Source organism: Candidatus Binatia bacterium (genome assembly GCA_029243485.1).
GTDB lineage: Bacteria > Desulfobacterota > Binatia > UBA12015 > UBA12015 > VGTG01.
The window spans coordinates 15,128-39,650 of record JAQWRY010000023.1 but is presented as its reverse complement, the minus strand read 5'-3'; the positions used below and the strand labels follow the sequence as shown (position 1 = coordinate 39,650).

Below are 24,523 nucleotides of genomic sequence, written 5' to 3'. Positions count from 1 at the left end.
ACGCGCCGAGAACAGATCAAGAAGAAGACAATGGCCCGTCGTAAGCGACAGAATCTACGCGCCGCGTAGGCGGGCAAACGTGCCGGAAGTGTCTCTTATAAATCGACCCCAAAGATCCCGACTCAGCTGACGACGTACAATTTCCCTTCGAAACGATCACGCTTCTCACGACCTACATGTCGGCTATCCGCAGCACCGGCGGGCTCTTAGAACTCCCGCGAGACTGACCACGCAGGTGGGCAGTCCGCTGCAGGTGCCCACTGGAGTGCGCAACAAGCCCCTGAATCTCGGCTTGAACCGGGGCAAAACGGCCTGAACCCGAGCGCTCGAATCTCGGCACATCTCTTGCGGTTCCCATGGTGCGAGGCGGAATCCACCGTTTCGACCGAACTGATGGGAGACCCGATCATGACACTGACTCGCAGAAGCCTGATTGCAAGCGTGCTCTGCCTGCTGGCGCTCGCGCAAACATCTGTAGGCAACGCCGAGATCGTGGCGCACCTTGAGAGCCCGAGTAGCAACGAAATCGCATCGGGGATCGGAAATATTCAGGGGTGGGCCTTTACGACGACACCCGGTGAAGCGATCGATCCGCTGATCGAGATCTACATCGATGGCAAGTTCGCCATCGATATCCCTTGCTGCAGCGATCGAGGGGATGTTCTGGCTGCTCACCCCGAAGCGCCGATGGGCACGGGCTTCGCAGGCGCGTTTTCGTTCGGCAGCCTGCTCCCCGGGGCCCATACCCTGCAAGCCCACGTCTATACGAACAAGAATGACGTGAAAGTTCTTGCGACTACCTTCGTGAGCACCGCGCTGGGCTCGTTCGCCTTCAACAAGAAATTCACTTGGGACGACGCAGAGGCTGACCACTGTAGTCCCGTGAACACGAACTTCGGCGGAAAAGACGTCGCTCAGATCGTCTGCACCGGAGTCCATTTCACCGCTGGGAACAACCAAACCGAGCACTGCATCGGGAGCGTCGAATTTACCTGGATGTCCTCTCAGCAGGGCTTTCGAGTCACCAAGGGCTGCGACCTGATCGGAGAAAACTGAGATGAAACAGCACTCAAGAGGACTCTCTTTCGCCCGTCGCCTGCTACTTGTCGCCGTCGCGATCCTGGCTTTGGCTCAGCCTGCCACCGCAGCAATCAAGGCCAACCTCGAGTATCCCTCCCAGTCGTTCCCCGCCTCCGGCATCGGGAATATTCAGGGATGGGCCTTTTCGACTTTTTCCAATGCCACGATCGATCCCTTGATCGAGGTGAAGATCGATTCGGAACCCTCCTTCTACGTACCGTGTTGCTCCACGCGTCAAGACGTGAAGCAAGCGTACTCCACTGCGCCGGTTCACAGCGGCTTCTCGGGAGTCACCAACTTCCAACGCCTCTCGGAGGGCTCGCACACCATCGCGGTCACCATTCGAAGCTCGGCGTTGGAGAAGAAGACGATCAAATCGACTTTCAAGGTCGTCAAGCTCTCACCGTGGGCGCGTCTGGATTCGTTTCGGTGGAAGCAATCGCCAAAAGCCCAGTGCGAATCACTCGAAGGCCTGGACCCCGCCTACGGGAATGCGGGCGCGGTTTGCAATCACAGTCGTGCGGTCTCCACCCATCCCAAAAAACTCGTGACCGATTGCGACGGAACGATTCAATTCGCCTTTGACCGATCCCGTCAAACCTTCGCGCCCATCACGGGATGTGATCCGCAGGGCGTGGTGACGCCCGGTGGTGGCGGCGGAACAGTTGGGCTCGTTCCAAATCTTCCGGTTCTGTGCCTGAAGAACTCGGTTGCGAACCTCGAAATCTCAGTCGAGGGCCTTGTCCCCACCTTCAGCTTCAAAACGCTATTGGCGGCGAAGGTCGGCGTCAAGATTTGGGAGAAGGGGAAAGTCGGGCAAGCCATTGTGGCTTTTGGCGTCGGACCAAAGGCGACTCAGCACGAGATCAAGCCCTTCCCGCTGGGGAGCGCGATCAAGCCTGATACCGAGTACGAGTACGAAATTACCGTCACCTCCAACTGTAGCTTCGCGCCGGATCTCAAAATCATGGGACCATCGTCTTTCTCTACGAAGAAGCGGGTCGTCCGAGCGTATATCGACAAGGCAAAGATCCTCGAAGATGGCGACAATGACTTCATCTGGGAAAACCATGGAGAAGTGGCCTTCAATCTCCGTCTTTCCGGAGACTCGGCCGGCGTGAACGGCAAGAACCCCTCTTCGTACTACAAGGTGGCGGAGGGGGACGTGATCCAATCGCCCGCCAAGATCACCTGGAGTCCGGCCCCTGCCACTTTCGAGCTCCAGGTCTACGCAGGTGAGTATGACCCCGCCCTCACTTGCAGCCAGGTCGCCTTCCCGGGGCAGGTGGAAACGTGTTCCGGTCCCCTTGCCAGCGGCAAGCTCAGCTTCGGCACCTCGCTGACCGCCTTTGGCGGCACCGACGAGAAAATCCTCACGCTGAAAAAGGACAACCTGAAGGTGAAGGTCTGGGTGCGGGTCGTCGTGACCTACGAGTAAAACGGGAATCGGCGCACGTCCCACGCCGTGGCTGGATCTTCCAGTCGACCTTCCGAAGTCGGGCCGCTGCCGGGGGCGGCCCGACTTCGGCAGCGCCCCGGTCTGGGGCCCGCCCGAAGAAAAATCCTTTCCTGGCAGGGAAACTCTCCCGATTTCGAAAATTCCCCGCGGAACGAACAATGTTCCACGCAAACGACCGCCTCCCTGGCGGTGGAGGTGGGGCTGAAGGTCTCGCCACTTGCGACCTTTTGCCACCAGGGAGCGCCGGTCATGTGAGAGACGACCAGAAGCCGCACCGCGACGGGGAGCCAGTACCCGCTTGCGCTGGCCCATGGAATCATACTAACCGCGACCCGGCCGCCGTTTTCTGGTTCCCGGGTCCAGCGCCGGCCCACGAACCGGGAATGGTAGAATTTCGATTGCTCCGAGCCTCTGACACGGGTTCTTTTGATTTCGCCCCGGACCTCAAAGGTAAGGGCGACACGAAACTGGTTTACGTTTTGCGAAACAACGACCCCGATCACGACATCCTAGTGCGCTTCCAGCACTGCACGACCGAAGGAGACGGCCGCGAATGGCCAGATGCGTGGCGGGTCGAAGATCTAGATGAGGCGCTCGGGCCAGATCAGACCCCTTCAAGCTCCTCTCCGGCTTACCGGGATGATAGGAAGCAGCATTGCCGTGGCGGCAGGCGACCAGTTCCAGTTTCAGTATCGCCAGAGTGGAGCAGACCCCGCGTGCGACAATGTCTACATGAGCCCAACCCTGAATTTCCAAAGCTAAAGCGAGCCGCCCGAGCCCTCTTCTTTGCGAGTCAGGTCGCTGCCGCAGCAGCAGTCGGAGCCGAGACCAGCGGAGGCGAGAACGTAGAATCGGCTGCACCCGTTGATATTCTCTGGGAAGAGGAAAAGCTCTACTCGAACGGGAACGAAGAGCTCGTGATCCGAGATTTCTTCGAAGACGAGCGGGGCGGCTTCTTCGTGGACGTCGGCTGTTCGCACCCAAAGAAGAACAGCAATACGTTCTACCTCGAAGACAAGCTGGGCTGGGCCGGGATTGGGGTCGACGGATTGCCGGACTATGCGAAGGGTTGGAAGGCGCAGCGTCCAGGTAGCGTGTTCCTGAACTACCTTGTGAGTGACACCACCGGGGGGACCAAGAAGTTCTTCAAGGTTCCGGTGTGGGGGCTGTCGACCGCTGAAGAAAAGTTCGCGAAGCGGCTGAATGTCGTGGACGAGCTCGAAGTTCCCACGACAACCCTCGATGCCCTGCTTGAGGAGCAACAGGTCTCAGCGATAGACTTCTTGAACATCGACGTTGAGGGGCACTACGAGGAAGTCCTGGCGGGTTTCGATCTTGAGCGCTGGAAGCCAAGGCTCGTGTGTATCGAGGAAGAGGGCCCCTTCGCGGTCTCGTGGTTTCGAGAGCGGGGTTACGAGCCTATCCCGCGGTATCGTCATCGTGACCCGACAAACTGGTATTTCGCCAGCCGTAGAGATGCTGAAGCGGCCAACCGGCGACAGACCGCCCAGGGCCGCAAGGGGCTCGCACGAAAGCAAGCCCGCATCGCGCAAGAGCCGCCTGGCTCGCCGATTACCGTGTATCTAACGCCTCAATATGTGATCGATGACGAGGGGGCGCTCGTCGTGAACGAGGCCTGGACGAAGGCAGTTCGCGAGCTAAAGGCCTCGGAAGCCGCGAACTAGTGCCTCCCCGATGAACCCTGAGCCGGTGGGTATTCCAGCATTCGCCGTGGTCCTGCCGTTCGCGATTATCGCGGGCTGGGCGCGAAGATGTTCTCGCTGGGCGAGCGGCCTCCGTTTGCATTGTTAAAGTATGATCTGCGTTCGGGCTGGCGGCAGCCGGGAGGTATCATCGGGCTTCTGCTCTTCGCCCCGCTCCTGTGGCTCGCGTTTCTCCGCAAATACAACCTACGGCTGCTATTCGACATCTTGACTCCGGGTGACGATAGGAAGCACGAACGGCCTATTTGCCCAGGTCGCCGGGTCGCCGCCACCGCGAAGTCTGGAGCGAGGTCCAGTTTTGGGGTCCAGGCGGCCTCCTGCCTGGTTCCACGGCGACCTTCTTCCAAGCAATGTCTTGCTGGTCGCCTGCGCGCCGTCATCGACTTCGGCGGGGTGGGTGTCGGTGACCCAGCCTGCGACGCAGCGCCGGCCAGGACGCTGTTCACCGGAGAGAGTCGTAGTGCCTTTCGGGCCGCCCTTGATCCTGACGACGCAAGTTGGCTGCGGGGCCAGGGTTGGGCGTTGTCGATCGCGCTTCTCGTGCTGCCGTACTACCGCGACACGAACCCGTCGATGGCCGCGATGGCTCGCCGGACGATCACCGAGGTGCTGAGCGACCGGAACTGCCCCCGCGCGTGCTCTAGGTCACCTGCCTGGCGACGAAGGCGATCAAGCGATCGAAGTAGCTTCCATCCTCTCGTTCCTCGAAGAAGCCGGTTCGACCAAAACCGTGGCCAGCACCGGACGGTGCGTGCAATTCGTATTCGAGGTTTGCACCATCGGCCTCGACGAGGAAAGTTTCGGTCAGGGGAAAAGGCATCGTCCGATCGTCCGTGCCATGCACGATGAAGACCGGGCTTTCCCCGGGGTCGACGTCCCCGGGTCGAAAAAACGCGCCCCATAGATCCAGAACCCCCGCGAAAGCCGGCCCTTCCATGGCAAGATCATCGGGTGAATAGGCCAGGCTCATCGCAGTGATGCCCCCAGCAGAGCTACCGCCGATGAAGGTTCGAGCGGAATCGAGGGCGGTGTCGGCGTGGAGCCACTCCGTCGCCTTCCATGCATCTTCAGTCGCGGCCGCAACAAACCAGGGCAACTCCGCGAGCCCTGCGAAGCGCTCTGGAACCGGCGCCGGACCGCTATCGCGCAGCAATCGGTAACTGATGGAGACCGCGATGTGGCCGCGCTGTGCGAGGCTTCGCCTGGAGGCAGGCCGATGTCGCCCTGGTGGGGGGAGGTTTGGAGTTGACGGCTACAGGGCGATTGCGGCAATAAGGGCCTTGATGTGCGCTACCATCAACCCAAGCGTGTCTTCGCCGATGCGGATGCCAAGAATGCGGATCGTGTCTACCTTCTCGGCTCTGACGAGGTCGCGAGCGGAAAGGTAACCGTCAAGCACCTCGCCAGCGGGGAGCAACACGAGGACGAGCTCGCCTGATGAGGCAGGCCGCAAATGTCCGATCGGAGCAACACGGAATGACACCCAGGCAACTTCTCGGCGTATTTCTGGGTGCGGGTCTCATCGCGGCCATAGCCGCGTTCGCGACCGTCGAGTATTTTTCCACCGACAAGCAGGCGACTCCCGGCCCGCAGGCCGCACGACCCAACGTCGTCCTGATCAGCGTGGATACATTACGCCCGGACCATTTATCGCTCTATGGCTATCCTCGAAAAACCAGCCCTTTCATTGACGAATTTTTCAGGGAGGGAGAGATCTGGGAAAATGTCTATGCCGCCGAGGCGAGTACCGCCCCGAGCATCGCCTCCATCCTCACCGGGCGCATGCCGCAACGACACGGCGTCCGGCTCTTCTACCAACGGCTCGGGGCCGAGATTCCCACGCTTGCTGACCTCCTCGGCGAACACGGCTACGAGACAGCCGCGATCGTCTCCAATGTCGTGCTCACGGCCGAAGCGATGGGGCTGGACGAACGCTTCGACCATTACGACGATTTCGTCGATGAGCGGGAAGGAGCGCGGCCCATCTGGGAGAGACGGGCCTCCCGTACAACCGACGCCGCCCTCGACTGGCTGTCGGACCACGCAGATTCGGTGAGGCCGCTCTTCCTCTGGGTTCATTATATCGATCCGCACGGTCCCTATCGCGCGCCGGAAGACAAGCCGGTGGAATACAATCACGAAGGGCGGCGCGAAATCGATCCCAGCCGCATTCCACCCTATACCCGACTCGCAAACGACCCCGGAGACGCGCTTCTCTATATCGACCGCTACGATGAAGAGATCGCCTACACCGACCGAGAGATCGGGCGCCTGCTCGATGCCTGGGCCGAGGCCAGCCTCGTTACGAACACGATCTTCGTCTTGACATCGGATCACGGCGAGTCCATGACCGATGCCTACCGGTATTTTTCGCACGGATTCGATATCGCCGAGAGCGTGATGCGGGTTCCGCTGGCGGTACGACGGCCAGGAGGCTCGGCTGTGCGTTTGACCTCCGCTGTTTCCTCGATGGATATCATGCCCTCGATTCTCTCCTGGCTCGCCTTGCCGATTCCCGCCGAACTCGAAGGGTTCCCCCTCGGCGAACGTCCGGCAGAAGCACCCGTGCCGCTCGAGGCGACCAACCGGCGGGAACAGGCACGCGCTGCGATTGTCGGAAACGTAAAATGGATAGTACGGCGCGATGACAAAGGCGTGGTACGCCACCGCTCGCTGAACGAAATCCCGAGCCTCGCCCCGACGACGAAAAGCCTGCCGACGAAAGAATCAAGGACCGAAGACTGGCCGGAGAATACGGCTACCAAGGCGCTCGCCCAGTGGATCGAGGAAGATAATTACCCGGCCCTTATAGGCCGGCGCGAGAATCCGGGACGAAAGATCAATGCCCCCAAGGTCGCCCCGGGTCGCTCCGATCGCGAAATCGAAGGCCTGCGCGCATTGGGCTACGTAGAATGAGCCGTGCATGCCGGAGGTGGCGGTTCAAAACCTCTCGTGATTGCCGTGAGGGCGCGGGCGAAAGCGATGGTGGTGCGGTCCTCAAGGGGGGCCGATGATCTGCAGACCAACTGGCAAGCCCTCTCTGGTGTGAGCGGATAGCCGACATGAAGCCCCTTTTTGGCTCCACGCCGACCTAACGGCGCCTTACCGGCCGTTGGCGTGCGCCTTTTCTGCCTCATGGAGTCGTCGTCTCGGTCGTTGTCGTCGTCGCGGAGTCCGAGTCGGCGGACCCTGCTGCCACAAAACCATGATAGCGGGCGCCGTCGAACTGCCGTGAGGAAACTCCACCTTGCGCTTGTAGATTGGCATCTCCTTGGCCCTGGTATCTCGGCTGTCTTCAACATCAATCGTAACCACAGGGCCCGAAGGGTTGCTATGCTCAAGCATCATGGCTCAAATGATCGAGCTACCACCACGAAAGGTCCCCGCTTCGACAACGAGATTGGGTTTCGTCTCTGACATGATTTCCTGTCTCACCCAGAGATCGAAGGGATGTTGCGAGGCGTGAATTCCAAACCACTTGCTCACCATCACTCCCTGCGCCCTCATCGCAAAGAAATGGTAGAAGCTATTGCACAGCTCGCGCTCTTTCGGGGCCAGTTTATAGATGGTTACCCCTTTGCGGGGCAGTTGGGGGTTAGCGGCCCGTGCGTCCCCGCCACGCGGTGGGGAATCAATAGCCTGCGATTCTGTCGGCGATCAAATCGCACTAACAATAGTGAATAAACCTATATTCTCTTTTCTATTCGACTGTGATTCTCAAAACTAGTGACCCTGTTCCCTAGTCTGTCACTCGATATGAGGTTGAGTCCCTCGCCAGGCTCCTTACCTCGATACGTCTCGTGTGGCTCCACGAATGCATTGGGCAAGGATGAATTACTAATTAGTCTTCATGGGGTATCCCGTCGCCCTTCGCTCTTCCGCACTCGGGAGAGTATTTTCGAGAGCCACTCCCCGGAATCAGAACGGCAACGCCGGGTCGCACGTTCTTCCTCCGTTTCAGGAATCCATGATGATTGTTGGTGTACAAAAACCCTTCGCGAGAGTCGTCGCGCGGCCAGGCATCGTTCTCTCTCAGAAACTCCTCGATGGTTCCAATAGCTCCGACGGCAGTAAGGGGAAGAAGGCAGCCTAGGGATAAGCTGCCGTTTCCCTTCGATTGGCTTGGCCCTCACTCGCCCGAACCGGGTTCATCCAGATTGTGTGCCCTCAAGATTCGGGCGCGGACTCTTGGACCGCAGGGCTCTGCGAGCCCGACTTGACCGCCTTCAAGTTCCGTTGGAAAAGCGGATTTTCTGGTTCGAGCATCACGGCGCGTTCGAGCGACGCCTGCGCGACTTCAGGATCACCCTTAAGAAACGCGACGTTCGCTCGATATTGATGAACCAACGCGAAGTCGGGCGCGATTTTCTCGGCCCGATCGATTAGCGCCATCGCTTCGTCGTACCGCCCCTTGCGCGCGGATACACTGGCCTGATGGGCCAATCGAGCCGCGGCTTTCTCGTCTTCGGTGCGCATTTCTTCGGCTTGGGCAGTGCCAGTCAAGCGAACCAATGCTTTGCGGGAGGGCGCATAGCCCGAGCCATACCGCATCGCCTTGCGATAATCCGAAATCGCTTTCTCGCGATCACCTTGACGTTCATGGATCACCGCCCGATTGTGATACGCGGCTGAGTTGAGAGGGTTGAAGCGCAGAGCTTCGCCGAGATGAAAAAGTGCCTCGTCGTAACGCTCGAGGGAACCGAGGACCCCGGCAAGGCTGGTATGCACTCCCGCATCGTTCGGGTTGCTCTTCAAATGCTCCCGGTAGGTAAGGACCGCACCTTCGAAATCACCGGCCTCAAACGAAACGGCCCCGAGGTTCTTGCCACTACGAGGCGACTGAGCTTCGAGGTAACCCAAAGCTTCGAGTCGCGCGAGGATCGCGGGGTCGACCGAAGCATCCTGTCTCATTTTGCTCCCCGCTTCTTCACTTGATGCCTCGAAGGTCTCCACGGTGCGCTCGGGAACGGGTGTACGCAGCGCCTCGCCCAGTACGCGACCCGGCATGTCCTTGGCCGGCGCGATACCCTCGAGTGCGAGGATCGTGGGCGCAATGTCGATCAGGGTCGCATCCTCAATCTTGCTTCCCGGCACGATGTCCCTGCCATACAGGTAGAGCACACCTTCGATACGGTGGCTCGCCGCACTGACCCGCCGCATATCCCTGGTCTTGCTCGGGTCCAGCGGAAGAGCGCCCAACTCGAACCCGTGGTCCGAGAGCACGACCAACGTGTCCTCACGGCCCAAACCTTGCAGGTACTGGCCTACGATACTGTCGGCATACTCGTACATCGCTTCCACCGTCTTACCGAAGCGTCGATGCTGCTCGGCGATCTCACCACCGAACCCCGAACCCCGGAAAAGATGCCCAAAGAGATGAGAGCTCGAGTCGACGCCCTCGATGTAGACCATCAGAAGATCGGGTTTGTCCTGCTTCCAGATCTCGAGCCCAATCTTACGATAGCTCTCCGCCGTCGCCCAAGCCCATTTGAAGTGACTCAGGTCGTCATTGAAGTCGAAGGGGCGGTCGAACTCATCGGGTGAGATCGAGACGAAGGATTCGATTTCGCTGCGCTGAACACTCCCCGGCCGACGAACCAACGCACGAATCTCATCGGCACGCTCCGGCGGATGAATGAGCCCTATAACTTCGCCTTGTTTGGCACCGGTCTCTCCGGATTCGAAAAGAAAATGGTAGCAAGTGTGGTCACTGACCAAAACTCCATTGATGGATTCCGCCGGCCAGGTAGCCCACCACCCGACAACCGCCGCCGATTTTCCCGCCGCGCTCAAGACATTCCAGAGCGCCTTTACCTTCCTCATCTGGCTGGTTACCGGCAGCCGCTCGCCGGACTTCTCGTTGATTGCAGTGAAGTCTCCGATACCGTGTTCGATCGGGTTCTTACCCGTCGCAATCGTGGTCCATATGATCGGGCTCAAAATTGGTCGACTGCTTTTCAGCCGCCCGAACGAACCGTCGCGTGCCAGCTTTGTAAGATTCGGCAGTTTTCCTTCGGACGAAAGCAAAGCGATCACGTCGGGATCTAGACCATCGATTCCGAGAACAACAACGCGGCCCGGGCTCGCGCCGCCCGAACTGGCTCCGAGCAACATTGGCCAGAGCAGCAATAATACCCACGATCTTCCTTTGCGCATTGCGATCCGGTATCAGGCCAGGTCCGCATGGGTCCAGCCAAAACCTCCTGCCGGCCCAAAAGCGATCCGTATCCGAGGCATGTCCGCGCAAGGAGCTAGAACTGGACGACCGAGGGAGTCAACTCTCCGGCCGGCATGCCCCGGAGAGTTGACGTCTTCGCGTTGGGTCGTCCGACGGATCATTTCTTCGAACTACTGTCCCTCGAAGAATTGTCATTGACTGAAGACCAGAAATCTAAAATAAGGGAAAATATTGCGGGACGGAATTCGGTTGATTGAGAGGAAGAGCGGTGGTGAGACGATCAACTCAGATGACAATCGCGGGCCTTTTCGCCTTGTTTTTTTGGGGGCTTTGCCACGACGGCTTCTGCCACGGAACCCATCAAGGCCGGCCCTGAGATTCTCGTGTCGACCGACTACCCCGACTACGAGGGGCCGCGGATTGCGGCTGACCCGTTCGGAAATTTTCTCGTCGTCTGGGAAGCGGATGACACCGTTCAGGGGCGCCGCTTCTTTGCCGATGGGGGCTCGCTGGACCAACAATTCCAGATCAGCCGCGAAGCCGACTACGTCTACTCCGGACCTCGACCTCGACGGGCGACATCTCGGTCGCCGCCGACCCGGTGGGCAACTTCGTGGTCGCCTACACCGCCTACGACAAAACTTATAGCTACACGGGGTATCGGCCCTGTTACGATACGACCTGCCTATTCACCCGACGCAATCTTGAGAATGGCGACGTCGCACCCGCTGTGTTCAAGATCAACGACCCCAGCCAAACGAACACGAACCAGATTCGACCGGACGAAGATCAGAACTCGAACCCCGAAATCGTCTCGCTTCCGACCGGTGAATTCGTCGTCCTCTGGGAGGGCTACGACTATTACGACTACGGCAACGGAAGTTTCGGCATAGACGAAGGCGTCTTCGGGCGCCTCACCGTCAAAATCGGTCAGACCAAAGGCGGCAGCTTCCGCATCAACGAGACATCCATGTACTACCAGGGCCAATACGGCGACCTCGCCGGGGCCGGCGGGCCCGACGGAGACTTCGTCGTCGCCTTTCGCGATGAAGGCGCCTGTTGTGGCAACCAACCCGGCGGCAGCATTCGCGTCGGCCTCTTCGACAAACGAGGCCGCCCACGACTTCCGGAGTTCGGGGTAAGCTCGGAAGACGAGGATGGCTACGTCGTCGATGTCGCCCAGGCCGCCAATGGAAATTTTATGGTCACGTGGGCCAGCGACCGGTCTGAGGGCACCGGCCGCATCTTTGACGCCGACGGAAACCCCCTGACCAACGACTTTGAACTTGGCGCCGATGTCTCCGGCTCCTACCGCGAGCCGCCGTTGCGAATCGCGGCCAGCGACGACTCCTTCGTGGTCACCTGGAGCGATGACCAGGTGCTCGCACGCCGCTTCGACCATGCCGGCGTTCCCCTCACCGACGCCTTCCAGGTCAACACCCAGCTCGACGCTTCGTGGTCCGACATCGCGGCGATGCCCAACGGCGACTTCGTCGTCGCCTACAAGGACACCGACTACTACATCCGCGCTCAGCAATTTCAGGTAGCCTTCCCCGACCCCATCGAAATGCCCATCCCCGGCAAGGCCCTGATCCTGAAGAACAAAGTCCCTGATGACCCCTACAAGAATGGGGCGAAATGGAAGGCTAGTCTCGCCAAAACGATCGAGGCGCCGCCGCGCGGTGGCGACGGCGACCCACGGTGCAACGGCGACCCCGTAGGCACCGCCAAAGCGGTGCTGCGTTTCGTGAGCCCCACCTCGGGCCACGACTCCCAGCCTATCCCGCTCTATTGCCAGAACTGGTTTGCCACCGGGTCGAGTGCGGTGAGTACCGTAGGCAAGCGCGGATACAGCTACGCCGACTCGCGCCTCGAGCTGGGCCCCTGCAACATGGTCAAGATCGGCGGCACCAAGAGCTTGACGGTGAGCTGCAAGGCCAAAAAAGGCATTCGCACCTTCGACTACGATCTCGAGCCTGGTGTTTCGGAAGGAACGGTCCACGCCATCCTGGAATTGGGCCGCTACCGCTACTGCTCGGAGTTCACCACGGTGGGCAGCGGCGATGGCAGCGACGGCAAGAAGTTCAAGGGGCGCAAAGCCGATGCCGGGGCTGCCTGTCTCCCCGGCTATTTCACGCTACGCCAGTGCGGCAACACCGAGGTCGGCTACGACGAAGTCTGTGACGATGGCAACACCGACGATGGCGACTATTGCAGCTTCGACTGCCGCCGCGAGACTAGCATTTGCGGAGACAGCCAGACCGGCGCGGACGAAGCCTGCGACGACGGCAATACTTCAGATGGCGACTATTGCAGCGCCGACTGTAGAGTAGAGACCGCGGTCTGCGGTGACAGCCAGGTAGGCCCCGGTGAGGTCTGCGACGACGGAAACACCAATGATGAAGACTACTGCCGCAGCGATTGCCAACGCATCACGGCCGTCTGCGGCGATACGGACATCGGTCCCGGCGAGGCCTGCGATGACGGCGATACTGCAGATGGAGACTATTGCAACGCCGACTGCACGCAGGTCACCGCGGTGTGCGGTGACGGCGCCGTCGGCCCGGGCGAGTGTTGTGATGACGGCGACACGACACCAGCGACCGACGCCGCATGCGACGCGACGTGCACCAGCGGATCACTTTGCCCGCCCTGTAATTTCAGTCCCGGAGATTATTCCTACTGCTGGTCCGCTGAATGCGGACCCTGCACCGAAGGAATGGGCCATTGCCGATACCAGTCCGAGTGCGCAAGCGGGCTGACCTGCGTCGACAACATAGGCCCCCAATATGGCTTCCGGTACTGGGTGGATGTCTGCAAAACCGTGGTCTGCGGTGATGGAGTCCAGGAAGGTGCCGAGGCGTGTGACGATGGCAACACCGAAGACGGTGATTCCTGTAGCGCCGACTGCAGCACCCGCACTTCAGTCTGCGGAGACGGCCTGATCGAGGTCGAAGAGACCTGCGACGACTCCAATGCGAGCGCCAGTGACGGTTGCGACGACTCCTGCCAGATCGAGCTGATTCAGACTGAAACCGAGCCCAACAATACGCCCGCCACCGCCGACCCACTCCTCATCGGCGGCCCGGGGGTGCCGGGCTTGTTGCGGGGGGCGATCGTCGGCAACAGCGAAGACGACTACTTCTTCTTCGAGCTGACCTCCACCACGACGGTCACCGTAAATACCCTAGCACAGCCGGGGGGGCCCTGGGGCGATACCCAACTGTGGATCTACAACAACAGCGGATCAGAGTTGGGATACAACGACGATGGTGGACCTGGCTACTATAGCCGTCTTACGTTGGCGCTGGCTCCGGGCACCTACCGGATCAAGATTGACGAGTACGGCCGAAACGGAAATGTAGACTACGACCTCTTCGTGAGTGTCGACTAATCCGTAGACGACGGCCTCTTTTAGAGTGTCGACCAGGGCGGGAACAACTCGTGGCGCCGAACAAGAACTCGGTGAGACGTTCAGTCGCTGCCTTCGAAGATGCCACTTGCGAAGAGCTACTTGACGCCCGGAGCGCGACCGGCGAGCCTTTCTTGGTGCTGGCATGGACCTAGCCTACCGTGGAAACAAGGCCGTCTTCTTCAAGACGGACTAGTTTGGGCCCTACCCGATGAGGACGCTGAAAATGGATACGATCGTGCGTAGCTTTGCCGTACTTTTTCTGACCTTGCTCTTTGCGGGACCCGCTCCTGCGCAAGAACCGATAGCCCGCGCGGCGGAGGCCCGTGAGGAAGGCGTGGCCAAACCGGGAGGGCGAAAGGCAAAACGGGAAGCACCTTCCCGAATGGTTCTCTGCCGGGGTCCTCGTGGTGCTGTCTACGCGCGCGATGCAAGCGCGGGCTGTCGCAACACGACGCTATCGCCTGCAAATCTCGTTGGCTTCGGAGCCGGAAAAGAGCGGGGCTGTGTGATCCAGCCCAAGCCCAAATTGACCCAGGGGCAGACGGCGCCGGCTACCTGTGCGGAAGTTTGCCAAACCGCGGACGGAGCGCGTTGTGTGGTGGCGCTGCGGGCGGTCGTGGGCGAAGCTTGGCACCCGTCGTCGCCCGATGCCCCCTTCGAGAAAGACGAAGAGGTGCTCTCGGTCTGCTGCCAGCCCTAGTCGGTGGGCGGGAGGCCGTTGAGCGATCTCATCGTGGGGTAGAGGCCGCCAATGTTTTCGAAATCCACGGTGACAGAATTGGGTAGCCGCCCCCTCTCGTTCTGACAATTTCGAACCCGTTGCTGCAGCAACGGGTTCGGGTTCACCATCTCGGCCAGGTCGAGCAGGCAAACGGGTTGGTAAGGAAGTGGTTAAGGCGCGTGAGGGAATTCTCGGTCGTGCGGACGGTAGCAGACATCAAGGCGATTGAGGCAAAAAGGCCCTTGATGTCGGCTACCGTCGACTGAGGACGATGGTCGGACCACCCCTGCCGAAACAGAAGGAACCTTCGGGTCAAGCGCCGTAGGACAAAGAGTCACGGAGGAAAGTCCCAATCCCCGACTAGTCGACTCGTTCATCCAGTGCGTAGATATTGTCTCCGCGGTGGTTTGGGTCACCACCAACCTTCGCCAGCATCCGCCGGAGCTGCTGCGCGGTGTACGGCACCTTAACATTCGGTGATGCGAAAGCCGTTCTGTTCCAGAATCTGGCGCAACTCCGGAACCGTAAATTCGCGATTGTGGCGGCCGTAGATATTGCCCTTGTAGCGGTCAAAGAAGTTGTGCCCATTGACCATAAAGGCAAAGTTTACCAATCGAACGGTATTCGGCGTGGTCAGGAGCAATTTGCCACCTGGCTTTAAAGTACGCCGCAGCTTCTGGAACACCGCAAGGGGGTCGTCGTCGTCGCGGAGTCCGAGTCGGCGGATCCTTAGCCGCGCCCTCGCCTCATTCGCAGCGGCAGAGGCGCCGGGCCGAGCTGCTCGCGTCAATGACCTGATGCCATAGAGCAAGGGAGCGCGGCAGCATTGCTCGGTAGGAAACAGCCGTTTCGCGGTCTGGAGCAAACAGAAGTACACGGAGTTTGGCGCGGGACGTCTTGCCGACTACAATCCGGGCATCCTCGACCACGTTCAGAACTTCCCTGCGCCCGTGATGTGTCAAATGGAGTATTCCGTGTCCATCGCTGACGTCCTCGGGGTTCCGCGGGTCGTCGCCGAGAGAGGACCGGCGAGCGTGCACTGGTCCGGTTTCGCCCGGAGCGATTCCTCAGTTGGGACCACGAGAAGCCTCCGGTCGCGAAGAGACCGGCGGGGTTGAAATAGCCCCGCGATGTCAAACGAGAACCGAGCCCAGCGCGGGCGACCCGAGCAGGCCCAAACGAACCGCGATCGAGCCACGCTTGCTTTGCACCTGATCCTCCTCACAGCGGTGAGCACGTGGTTCGAGTCGCTCTTTGTCCACCAGGGCCTCAACCTCCTGGACGAAGGCTGGATCTACTACACGGCGAAGCAACTGCACGAAGGCGGCACCCTCTACGAGGACGTGTTCTTCGTCTTCCCGCCATTGCACGCGTTGCCGGCGTGGATCGGCTACGCGCTGGACCCTCCAGGATTGATCGTCACGCGCTGGATCTACGCGATGTTGAACGTGGCGTTGTGCATCAGCCTCTATCTCCTCGGCCGATGCTTGATGGAGCCGCGGTACGCGCTGATCGGCGCTCTTCTCCTCTCCTTGAACTCTGCTTCATCGCACGCATCGCATTACCTTTTCGCCTACCGGTACGTGGGCTTCAGCGTGCTCGCGCTTCTCGCCTTCCACAGTAGACAGCGCAGTGGTGACGCACGCTGGCTGGTCGCGGCCGGCGCTCTCGCCGGGATCGGCCTCTGCTTCCGACTGACACCGACCTTCGCCGTGAGCATCGCAATCGGGCTCGGGATCCTGGCGAGCACCCGCGACTGGCGCGTCTGGGTTCGCGATGGCAGCAGCTATGCGGCGGGGCTCCTGACCGTCTCCGGCCCGGTCATCGCGTGGTACGCGTGGACCGTGGGCCCGAGCGTCCTCTGGAGCGAAGTCGTGCAGCGACCGGTGGAGATGACCGCACTACAGAGCTTGCCCGTCCCCGATCTATTCCTTCCGGCCTGGTCAGACCGGGCGCAGATCGAGGGCGCATTCGTCGCGCTCGAGTTTCGGATCGCGATCGCCGTGGCAGGGGGCTACCTCGCGTGGGTTCTGTGGGGATGGCAGCGAGACCTTCGCGCCGGCCATGCCTATCGCAATCCTCTCCTGCTTGCGCTTTCGGTATTCGCAGCCGTCTATCTGACGCGTGCGTTCGGCCGTGCATGCAGCGGTCACCTGACCTCAGCGATTCCTCCGATTCTCCTGCTGATGGGGCATCTTCTGGGCTCGTTGGACCAGGGCGTACGCAGATGGCTTCCCACGCGCTGGGCGAGCGGCATTGCGGTCACCGTCGGAATCCTGCTGCTCGCAGGCTGGACCGTCGCGCAACGATCGGACCAATGGATCCTAGGTACGCTGGGGGGCCACCGACCCATCCCGGAAACGGGGAACCGCGTGTTTCGTGACGCCTTCATTCCACATTCGGTCGATCTCGGGGTCCGCTGGATCAAACAGGCCACCAAGCCCGGGGATGTCGTGCTCGACCTATCCTCGTCACCCATGCTGCACGTGTTGACCGGTCGCCGCGGCCCGGGAGTCGCGGACATCGTGATGCCCGGCACCTTTCGCGACGAAGCCGAGGAAGCGCGTTTTCTCGAGCACATGATCGAAGATCCGCCGGACTTCGTGCTCACTCCCGCCAAGCCCTTCGACGGGAGAGAAGAGCGCGGCTTCGCGCAGACGGCACCGCTGCTCGCCGCGTGGATCAACGAGAACTACCAGGTGCGCGAGCGAAGCTGGGCGTTCGTCGGCTGGGTTCCGCGAGCGCAGAAACCATCCCGCCAGGGGCGACCCTAACCCGCTCGGATCGACGGCGGCTTCGGAACCTGGCGGAGAAGTTCCGGCCCGAATCCTCGCGGCGCTTCTATTCGGTATCGGACGAGAGATCGCTCTGGGCGGAGAGTGGCTGCGGGCGACGGGGGCGGCCGACGAAGTGCGGAGTTTCAGGCCCGCGGCCATAGTTATCCTCGATCCAGACGGTGAGCTCCGGCGCCGTGAGCGCGAGCGCGTTGGCGCTGACAGCGTCGAAGGGTGTCTTGGGCTCCAGGACGAAGGCGGGCGGGTCGGCTCGAAGTCGTTCGACGAACCGACTCTCCTCCGCCGCGTCGCGAAACGTGCCCGGCATCACGATGTCCGCGTACCCCGGGCCCCGGCGCCCGCTCAAAACGGAAAACAGCGGAGAAGCCGAGAGGTCGAGGATCGTGTCCGTTGCACGGGTCGAGCGCTTGATCATGGCGACGGCGGGGTCGGTCTTGTTGTTGTAGATCCACCGCTTGATCCGGCCCTGGACCGCCTTGATCGGCACACGCGGGGGAGCCGGGGAGAACATCCAGTCGTCAGAGCGTTGCCCCGCAACGGAAACGACGAGGAGGGCGACGCCGGCGGTTGCCACGATGGCGGTGGCCGCGCGTGCAGACATCGCCTTGGCCAGTCGGCTCTCGATCCCCCCGAGCATGTGGCCCAGGAGCAGCAGGACCGGCGGCATTGCCGTATCGAGGTGCCCCTGGTCTGCGCGTCCAAACCCTCTTCCCAAATAGACTGCGCCAAAGAAGACGATCGCGATCAGCAGCGGACGCCGGCAATCAACCCCTGACCTGAGATCGCGCGCCCACATCGTCAGCACAAGGACGATGTAACTCACGTAAAACAAGGGAGCGGCGCGAAAGACGACTGCCACCAGAGCCCCTTGAATCTCTTGGCGCTCCCATCCCCACGGAAAGTGCAGCGGAGGCATGTCGACTGCTTGCAGCTTGGTCATCTCGACGGCCCGCTGGACTGCTTCGGACCAAACGACCAATGGTCCGACACCGGAGAAGAGCCATGCGAGTACCGGGCCGGCGACTAGGAGCAAACCGGCCGTGTACCAGGCTCCATCCCGAAGCCAGAGACGCCAGTCCCGGCTTGCCGCGAGAATTCCGAACCCGATTCCGACGCTCACGGAGAAGGCCGGCGTCAGCCGGAAGCAGAGCGCGATCCCCGCCAGGGCTCCGGCGAGCATCATCCAACGATGGTCATCGGTACGAAGGCGCTGCGAGAAGGCGAGAAGCGCCAGGATGCTCCAGACGAGATAGCGGTAACCGAACAGGAAGTGCGCGCCGTGAGAGTACGGAGAGTAGACGGCCACCATCGCGACCGCGATGAACGCATACATGGGTCGCGTGATGCGCCGTCCCAAGAGATAGAGAGCGACGCAGAGCGCGACATTGAAGCCTGCGTAGATCCAACGCGAGAGAACGAGACCCGGCGCGGCCAAACCGTAAGCGATCCAGGCCGGCAAGACGTGGCCTGGCGGAAAGACGAAGAAGATGTCGTCGTAGAGCGTGCCTCCGTCCCAGAGCCTCATGGCGGCGTAGAGGATCCAGCCCTCGTCCGTCGCATTGACACCGACGTACACGAACTGAGCTTCGAAATACGTGCTCAGCGCGACGAGGAGAACCACATGCAGCCACGACTCGAGGCGCGACCGAGATTGGTCCTGAAGAGGAGGGATGTGCCGTAGTGGCATGTGGCTCGAGGGACTCCGACACCGCCACGTGTCATGCTAACAAGGGTGGCTCCGGTGGCTATCGAGACAATACAAGCATCTTCGTCCAGGGAGCGGAATCCCCAGTGAAGAGAGTCCGAAGAAGGCAACTACCTCGCGTGCATCTCGCCGGCTGTCGAACGGCGTTGCGATTCGCCGTGCTGACGTTCGTGTTCTCGTGGGCCTGCAACACTCCCGGCGAGACTCCCCGCGCCAAATATGGTGTGCAGAACGGTCAGTGGCGGAGCTGGGCCGGCGATCCGGAGAGCAGCCGCTACTCGCCCCTCGACCAGATCAATGCGGCCAACTTCGCCGGCCTGGAGCCTGCATGGGAGTGGACTTCGCCCGACGTCCGATGGCGAGCCGAGGGCGCGAAGAACAGGCCGAAGCGCGGCTCGTTCAACCCGGCCCGTTCGGCCAGGATCCTCGGATTCCAGGCGACACCGCTGATGGTGGACGGGCGACTCTACGGCAGCACAGCGATTGGCCAGGTCTTCGCACTCGATGCCGGCACCGGCGAGGAGATCTGGGTTCACGACCCCCAGAGCTATCGCTCGGCAAAAAGCCCGATGAACTTCATATTCCCGAAGCATCGAGGCCTGAGCTACTGGAAGCATGGCGACGACGAGCGCATTTTCATGCCGACGATCGACGCGTATCTCCTCGCCCTCGATGCGAAGACCGGCCGTCCCGTCGAGTCCTTCGGGAGCGGAGGGCGCGTGGACCTGCTCGAGAGTCTTCGTCGCACGGGTCTGCATCGCGGCACCGACTACTTCCAGTCCTCGCCGGCCGCGGTCGTTGACGATACGGTGGTGGTGGGTGGAAGCGTCACCGATCGGCCGAAGACGTTGCCGGGGCTGCCAGGCGACATTCGCGGCTTCGACGCGCTCTCGGGCCGGCTGAAGTGGGTTTTCCATGTAGTTCCCGAAGCGGACGAGGTCGGCCACGAGACCTGGGAGAACGGATCGTGGAAGGACGGCGGTGGGTCGAACGCCTGGGGTGCGATGAGCGTCGATCCGGCGCTCGGCTACGTCTACGTCGCCACTTCATCGCCGACCAACGACCACTACGGTGGCCATCGGCCGGGCGACAACTTGTTCTCGGACACGCTGCTCTGCCTGGACGGAGAAAACGGGGAGCGGATCTGGCACCAGCAGCTGATCCGCCACGACCTGTGGGACTACGACCTCGCGGCGGCGCCCAACCTCGTCGACCTCCAAGTCGACGGAAGGCACGTCGAGGCGGTGGCGCTAGCGACGAAACAGGGGTTCACCTTCGTGTTCGATCGCAAGACGGGTGAGCCGTTGTGGCCCATCGAAGATCGCGAGGTTCCACGGTCGCACGTGCCCGGCGAGCCTGCCGCCGCGACCCAGCGCTTCCCGACCAAGCCGCCTGCGTTCGAACTTCAGGGCTCCTTCGAAAAGGACCTGATGGACTTCACGCCCGCGCTTCGGGCCAAAGCCCTGGATGTCTTCCGCCGCTTCCGAACGGGTCCGCTGTTCACGCCTCCTTCCCGCAAGGGAACGCTGGTGGTCCCGGGTCCGCCGGGCGGCACGAGTTGGCAAGGGGCAGGCTTCGATCCGGAAACGCGAACGCTCTACGTTCCTTCGATCACGCATGGTCAGGTCGTCCGGATACAGAAGGGCAAGGCTGCAGAAACCACGTTCGACTTCGCGACCGAGTCCGTGTCGACTCCCTGGGCGACCGGGCCGGGCTGGACGGCCGGTTCGCTACCTCTGTTCAAGCCGCCGTACTCACGCATTACCGCCGTCGATCTCGATCGCGGAGAGACGCGCTGGCAGGTCCCCAACGGCAACGGTCCGAGAAACCACCCCCTACTCGCCCACCTCGACCTGCCGCGGCTCGGCTCGGGGGCGCATGCATGTGTCCTGGTGACGTCGAAGCTCCTCTTGTCGGTCGACCGCGCCTGGTCCTGGATGCCCAGTTTGGGAGAGCCGTTCCTTCGGGCCTACGACAAGAGCTCGGGTGCGTTGCTCGGAGAGGTAGAACTTCCCGCAACAGCACGCGGCTGCCCGCTGACCTACCTGCACGACGGCAAGCAGTACGTGGTCATGTCGACCGGGAGCGACGAGCGGGATCCTTCGCTTCTGGCGCTCACTCTTCCGGCTGGTTCCGGAGACCAGCCTGCGGGAGCGACAGCGCCAACAGCCGGGGAGTAACGTCCTCGTCGCCGATCGGCAGAACGATGAACTGTCTCCCATCGCTGACATAGGTCGTCGGGCAGCCCCGCACTCGCGCCGGGAGATCGATCTCACCCACGAGAGCGCCCGTATCCTTGCGATAGGCGCGTAGAACGGGCTCCCCCATTCCCCCCATCCAGATGGAGCTGCGGTCGGCCGACAGCAGGAGCGTGCGCGTGGCGAGAACACATGCGTGCGCACCGGAGCCGAGACGCGGCAGGTCCAGTCCGGCGAGCCGCGGATGATCGCGCGGACCTTCGCCATTCGCTTCCTGCCACAGAATCTCACCGCGGCGCAGATCGTAAGCGGTGATCCGTGAGTAGGGCGGCTTGAAGAGGGGGAGAGCCTCCTGTGGACCGGGCGGACCCGCGATCCATTGGGTCGCGCTCAAGTCCGTGACGTAATCGAAATCGGTGTCCTTCTTCTTCCCCTTCTTCACCGACACGACCTGCGCGTACGTAATCGACGGAACGAACAGTGTCGCGGTCTCCGGATCGAAAGCGGCCCCCTGCCAGTTCGTCCCGCCAGGGGGGCCGGGCAGAACCAGCGAGCCGGCGAGAGATGGAGGCGTGAAGATCGGCCCGGTGCGGTACTTGCGAAAAACCTCCAGCGCCTCGGCCCTGAGCTCCGGCGTGAAATCGATGAGCCCGTCTTCGTACGTCCCCTGGCGTTCGAACGGGGGCGGCTTGGAGGGCACGCGCTGCGTCGCCGCGACCTGCTCGCCGGGAACGTCCGACGCCGGCGCGGGTTGCTCGCGGATCGGCCAGATAGACTCGCCGGTGATCCGGTCGAACACGAAGACGAAGCCTTGCTTGCTCACCTGCGCTACCGCCTTCACGAGCGTTCCATCGATCTCGAGATCCACCAGGTTCGGGGCGGCGGCGAGGTCGTAGTCCCAGAGGTCGTGGCGGACCAGCTGCTGGTGCCAGATCCGCTCACCGGTCTCGGCGTCGAGGCAAAGCAGACTACCGGCGAATAGATTATCTCCCTTGCGGTGGCCTCCGTAATAGTCGTTGGTGGCAGCCGAGGTCGCGACGTAGACGTAGCCAATCTCCGGATCGGCGCTCATCGGGCCCCAGACGTTCGCGCCGCCGGAGTACTCCCAGGATTTCCCCTCCCAGGTTTCCGTCCCGAACTCTCCTTCGCTCGGGACGACATGAAACGCCCATTTCTGCTTGCCGCTTTCGACGTCGTAGCCACGAACGTCACCCGGGGTTCCGTGCTTGTGCTTCGGGCGGTCGGTGACGCTGCTCCCGACGACGACGGTGTCACCCACGATCACCGGAGGAGAAGATTGGAAATAGTCTTTCAGACGTCGGATCTCGGGCCCACGCAGCCCACGTGTCAGATCGATCCGCCCCTCCTCGCCGAACGCTGAAATCGGTTGGCCGGTCTCTGCGTCGAGGGCCAGCAGATACGAGTCGATCGTCGGCACCAGGATGCGCTCGTCGTCGCCAGAGCGCCAATACGCGACCCCGCGGTGCTTTGGAAAGATGTAGTCCATGGGAGACTCGGCGGCCTGGTAGCTCACCGGATCGTGCACCCAGCGGAGAGCTCCGGAATTCGCGTCTACGGCGAAGATCTGGCCAACGGCAGAAATGGCGTAGAGCGTCCCGTCCACCATCAGGGAGGTCGCCTGGAACTCCAGAATTCTGGCGGAGTTCGCGACGTTGAACTCACGCGTCTTCTTCCTCCGACGGCCCGCTGCGCGCCAAGCGACGTCCGGAGAGTCGGCCGTCCAGACGACCTCCAGATCACCAAAGTTGCCGGCGTCGATTTGATCGAGCGGCGAGTACTTCGTGTTGGCCGGATCGGCACCGTAGCTGCGCCACTGTCCCTCCTCGACGCCGTAGGAAACGCGCTCGGCGCGTTCGCAGCCCGCCGTGAGCGGGACCAACAGAAGCAGGACTGCTAGTCGCGAGGCCGACATGGCGAGAACGCTCGGTCGCTTCAAACCAGGGTGAGAAGGCCGACCGTCGATCGCGTCATCGAGGGGACGGGGAGGCCGTAGCCACACGCGGACCGACAGCTCTCGGTGGCACAGCCAAGGCACGCCGAGGCCCCCTCTCCGAGCTCCGCGTAAACTGCCTTGCCCTTCCGCAGATCGCCGTAGTCGGCGGCGTACATTCGGCTTCGGAGAACCTCGGAAATGGGAACGTCGTGCGGGCAGCTGGACTCGCAGTCGCTGCACCCGAACCGGCAGTACGACCCCCCATTGAGAAGCACGTAGCGGTCGAGGAGTTGGAGATCGCTCGTGCGAACGCCTCCTTGTCCCGAAGCAGCGAGGTACTCGTCGACCTGCTTCCGGTCGTTCATCGACACGATGAGTCCGTCTACGTTCGGATCCGAGAGGACCCAGCGAAACGCGGCCTGCGCGAAGGTGCCATCGTCCCGTTCGTAGCGACGCATGTCGTTCAGACGCGCGCCCATCAATGTCTTCATCACGACGACGCCGACGTTCTTCTTCTTGGCTTTCTCGAGGATGCGGGGAAGCTCCGGCTGTGTCGCGATCATGTCGAGCGGCTTCGTAAAGCGCTCGTAGAAACTCGGATCCTGCCCGAAGTTGTATGCAACGAGGATCACATCGAACAGATCCTGATCCAGCCCGACGTCGAGGCACTCGGCGAGGTTCCCACCGTGCCCCGACATCCCGGAGAAGCGGATCTTCCCCTGTTGCTTTGCTCGCGCCGTGAACTCGAGCCACTCCGGGTTCGTGACCCGGGCGACTTCGTTGACGGCGTGGTTGAAGTACACGTCGACGTGGTCGGTCTGGAGTCGGCGAAGGCTCGCCTCGAGCTTCCGCATCAGCTTCTTGCGGCGATCTCTCGGCGTGGTGATCGTCTTGGTCGCCAGGGTGATCTGGTTTCGCTTCCCCTTGAGCGCCTTCCCGATCGCTTTCTCCGCCTGGCCCGGAGCCCCAAGTGGGTATCCATCGGCGGTATCGAAGTACGTGATGCCACGGCTGAACGCGTAGCGGAACAGCGCCGGATCGGCCGTCCCGCCCGACCCGAGTGAGATGTCCGAGATCTTGATCCCGGTGCGGCCGAGCACTGGATACTTCTCGACGCCTGCAGTGGGCTTCGCCGAATCGGCGGTCGAAGCCCGCGCGGTCGTCGGCGCCGCCCCGATGAATCGGCTAGCGACCGCACCTACCGAGACCGCGACCCCACGGCGCAACATCTCTCTTCGGCCTAGCGGCTCTTCTCTCTTCGGCATGATGAAACGGCCCCTCAGGCCGGACTGCT

The 24,523-nt window shown here is 61.7% G+C and carries 14 protein-coding genes and 1 pseudogene; 9 read left to right on the top strand and 6 right to left on the bottom strand.

Features of this window, described 5'->3' with window-relative positions; all coding sequences use genetic code 11:
- Window positions 1-393 precede the first annotated feature (393 nt).
- The 4 genes and pseudogenes from P8R42_08470 (at window position 394) to P8R42_08455 (ending at window position 4,881) form a co-directional block, all read left to right on the top strand.
- A complete protein-coding gene (locus P8R42_08470) occupies window positions 394-1,056 on the top strand; it encodes a hypothetical protein (GenBank protein MDG2304679.1) in 663 nt (220 codons plus the stop codon).
- 1 nt (window position 1,057) lies between these two features.
- Window positions 1,058-2,518: a hypothetical protein gene (locus P8R42_08465; GenBank protein ID MDG2304678.1), complete on the top strand. Its 1,461-nt coding sequence runs from the start codon at window positions 1,058-1,060 to the stop codon at window positions 2,516-2,518.
- Window positions 2,519-2,922: 404 nt separating this feature from the next.
- Window positions 2,923-4,224 (top strand): FkbM family methyltransferase, encoded by a 1,302-nt coding sequence (locus P8R42_08460; GenBank protein ID MDG2304677.1) that lies wholly within the window; start codon window positions 2,923-2,925, stop codon window positions 4,222-4,224.
- 355 nt (window positions 4,225-4,579) lie between these two features.
- Window positions 4,580-4,881 (top strand): annotated as a pseudogene (locus P8R42_08455) (phosphotransferase).
- Window positions 4,882-4,903: 22 nt separating this feature from the next.
- Here P8R42_08455 and P8R42_08450 read toward each other — a convergent pair.
- Window positions 4,904-5,416, bottom strand: a complete 513-nt coding sequence (locus P8R42_08450; GenBank protein MDG2304676.1) for an alpha/beta hydrolase fold domain-containing protein — start codon at window positions 5,414-5,416, stop codon at window positions 4,904-4,906.
- Window positions 5,417-5,548: 132 nt separating this feature from the next.
- On the opposite strand from P8R42_08450, the gene P8R42_08445 reads away from it, so the two are divergent.
- Both P8R42_08445 and P8R42_08440 read left to right on the top strand, forming a co-directional pair.
- Window positions 5,549-5,701, top strand: a complete 153-nt coding sequence (locus tag P8R42_08445) for a hypothetical protein (protein ID MDG2304675.1) — start codon at window positions 5,549-5,551, stop codon at window positions 5,699-5,701.
- Complete coding sequence (locus P8R42_08440) at window positions 5,701-7,179, top strand: sulfatase (protein ID MDG2304674.1); 1,479 nt, start codon at window positions 5,701-5,703, stop codon at window positions 7,177-7,179. Before P8R42_08445 ends, P8R42_08440 begins: the two co-directional genes overlap by 1 nt.
- A gap of 1,251 nt (window positions 7,180-8,430) precedes the next feature.
- Here P8R42_08440 and P8R42_08435 read toward each other — a convergent pair.
- Window positions 8,431-10,419 carry an alkaline phosphatase family protein gene (locus P8R42_08435; GenBank protein ID MDG2304673.1) on the bottom strand — a complete coding sequence of 663 codons (1,989 nt, stop codon included), beginning with the start codon at window positions 10,417-10,419 and terminating at the stop codon, window positions 8,431-8,433.
- A gap of 623 nt (window positions 10,420-11,042) precedes the next feature.
- On the opposite strand from P8R42_08435, the gene P8R42_08430 reads away from it, so the two are divergent.
- Window positions 11,043-13,835 (top strand): DVUA0089 family protein, encoded by a 2,793-nt coding sequence (locus tag P8R42_08430; protein MDG2304672.1) that lies wholly within the window; start codon window positions 11,043-11,045, stop codon window positions 13,833-13,835.
- 1,208 nt (window positions 13,836-15,043) lie between these two features.
- On the opposite strand, the gene P8R42_08425 is transcribed toward P8R42_08430, so the two are convergent.
- Window positions 15,044-15,454 (bottom strand): methyltransferase domain-containing protein, encoded by a 411-nt coding sequence (locus tag P8R42_08425; protein ID MDG2304671.1) that lies wholly within the window; start codon window positions 15,452-15,454, stop codon window positions 15,044-15,046.
- A 253-nt stretch (window positions 15,455-15,707) separates the two neighbouring features.
- On the opposite strand from P8R42_08425, the gene P8R42_08420 reads away from it, so the two are divergent.
- Entirely contained in the window at window positions 15,708-17,351 is a 1,644-nt protein-coding gene (locus tag P8R42_08420) for a glycosyltransferase family 39 protein (protein ID MDG2304670.1), read from the top strand.
- A gap of 67 nt (window positions 17,352-17,418) precedes the next feature.
- Here P8R42_08420 and P8R42_08415 read toward each other — a convergent pair whose 3' ends face one another.
- Entirely contained in the window at window positions 17,419-19,059 is a 1,641-nt protein-coding gene (locus P8R42_08415; GenBank protein ID MDG2304669.1) for a hypothetical protein, read from the bottom strand.
- Window positions 19,060-19,223: 164 nt separating this feature from the next.
- On the opposite strand from P8R42_08415, the gene P8R42_08410 reads away from it, so the two are divergent.
- Window positions 19,224-21,257, top strand: a complete 2,034-nt coding sequence (locus P8R42_08410) for a PQQ-binding-like beta-propeller repeat protein (protein MDG2304668.1) — start codon at window positions 19,224-19,226, stop codon at window positions 21,255-21,257.
- Here P8R42_08410 and P8R42_08405 read toward each other — a convergent pair.
- A complete protein-coding gene (locus tag P8R42_08405) occupies window positions 21,193-23,208 on the bottom strand; it encodes a PQQ-binding-like beta-propeller repeat protein (GenBank protein MDG2304667.1) in 2,016 nt (671 codons plus the stop codon). The genes P8R42_08410 and P8R42_08405 overlap by 65 nt on opposite strands.
- Before the next feature lie 20 nt (window positions 23,209-23,228).
- Window positions 23,229-24,494 (bottom strand): aldo/keto reductase, encoded by a 1,266-nt coding sequence (locus tag P8R42_08400; GenBank protein MDG2304666.1) that lies wholly within the window; start codon window positions 24,492-24,494, stop codon window positions 23,229-23,231.
- Window positions 24,495-24,523: the final 29 nt, after the last annotated feature.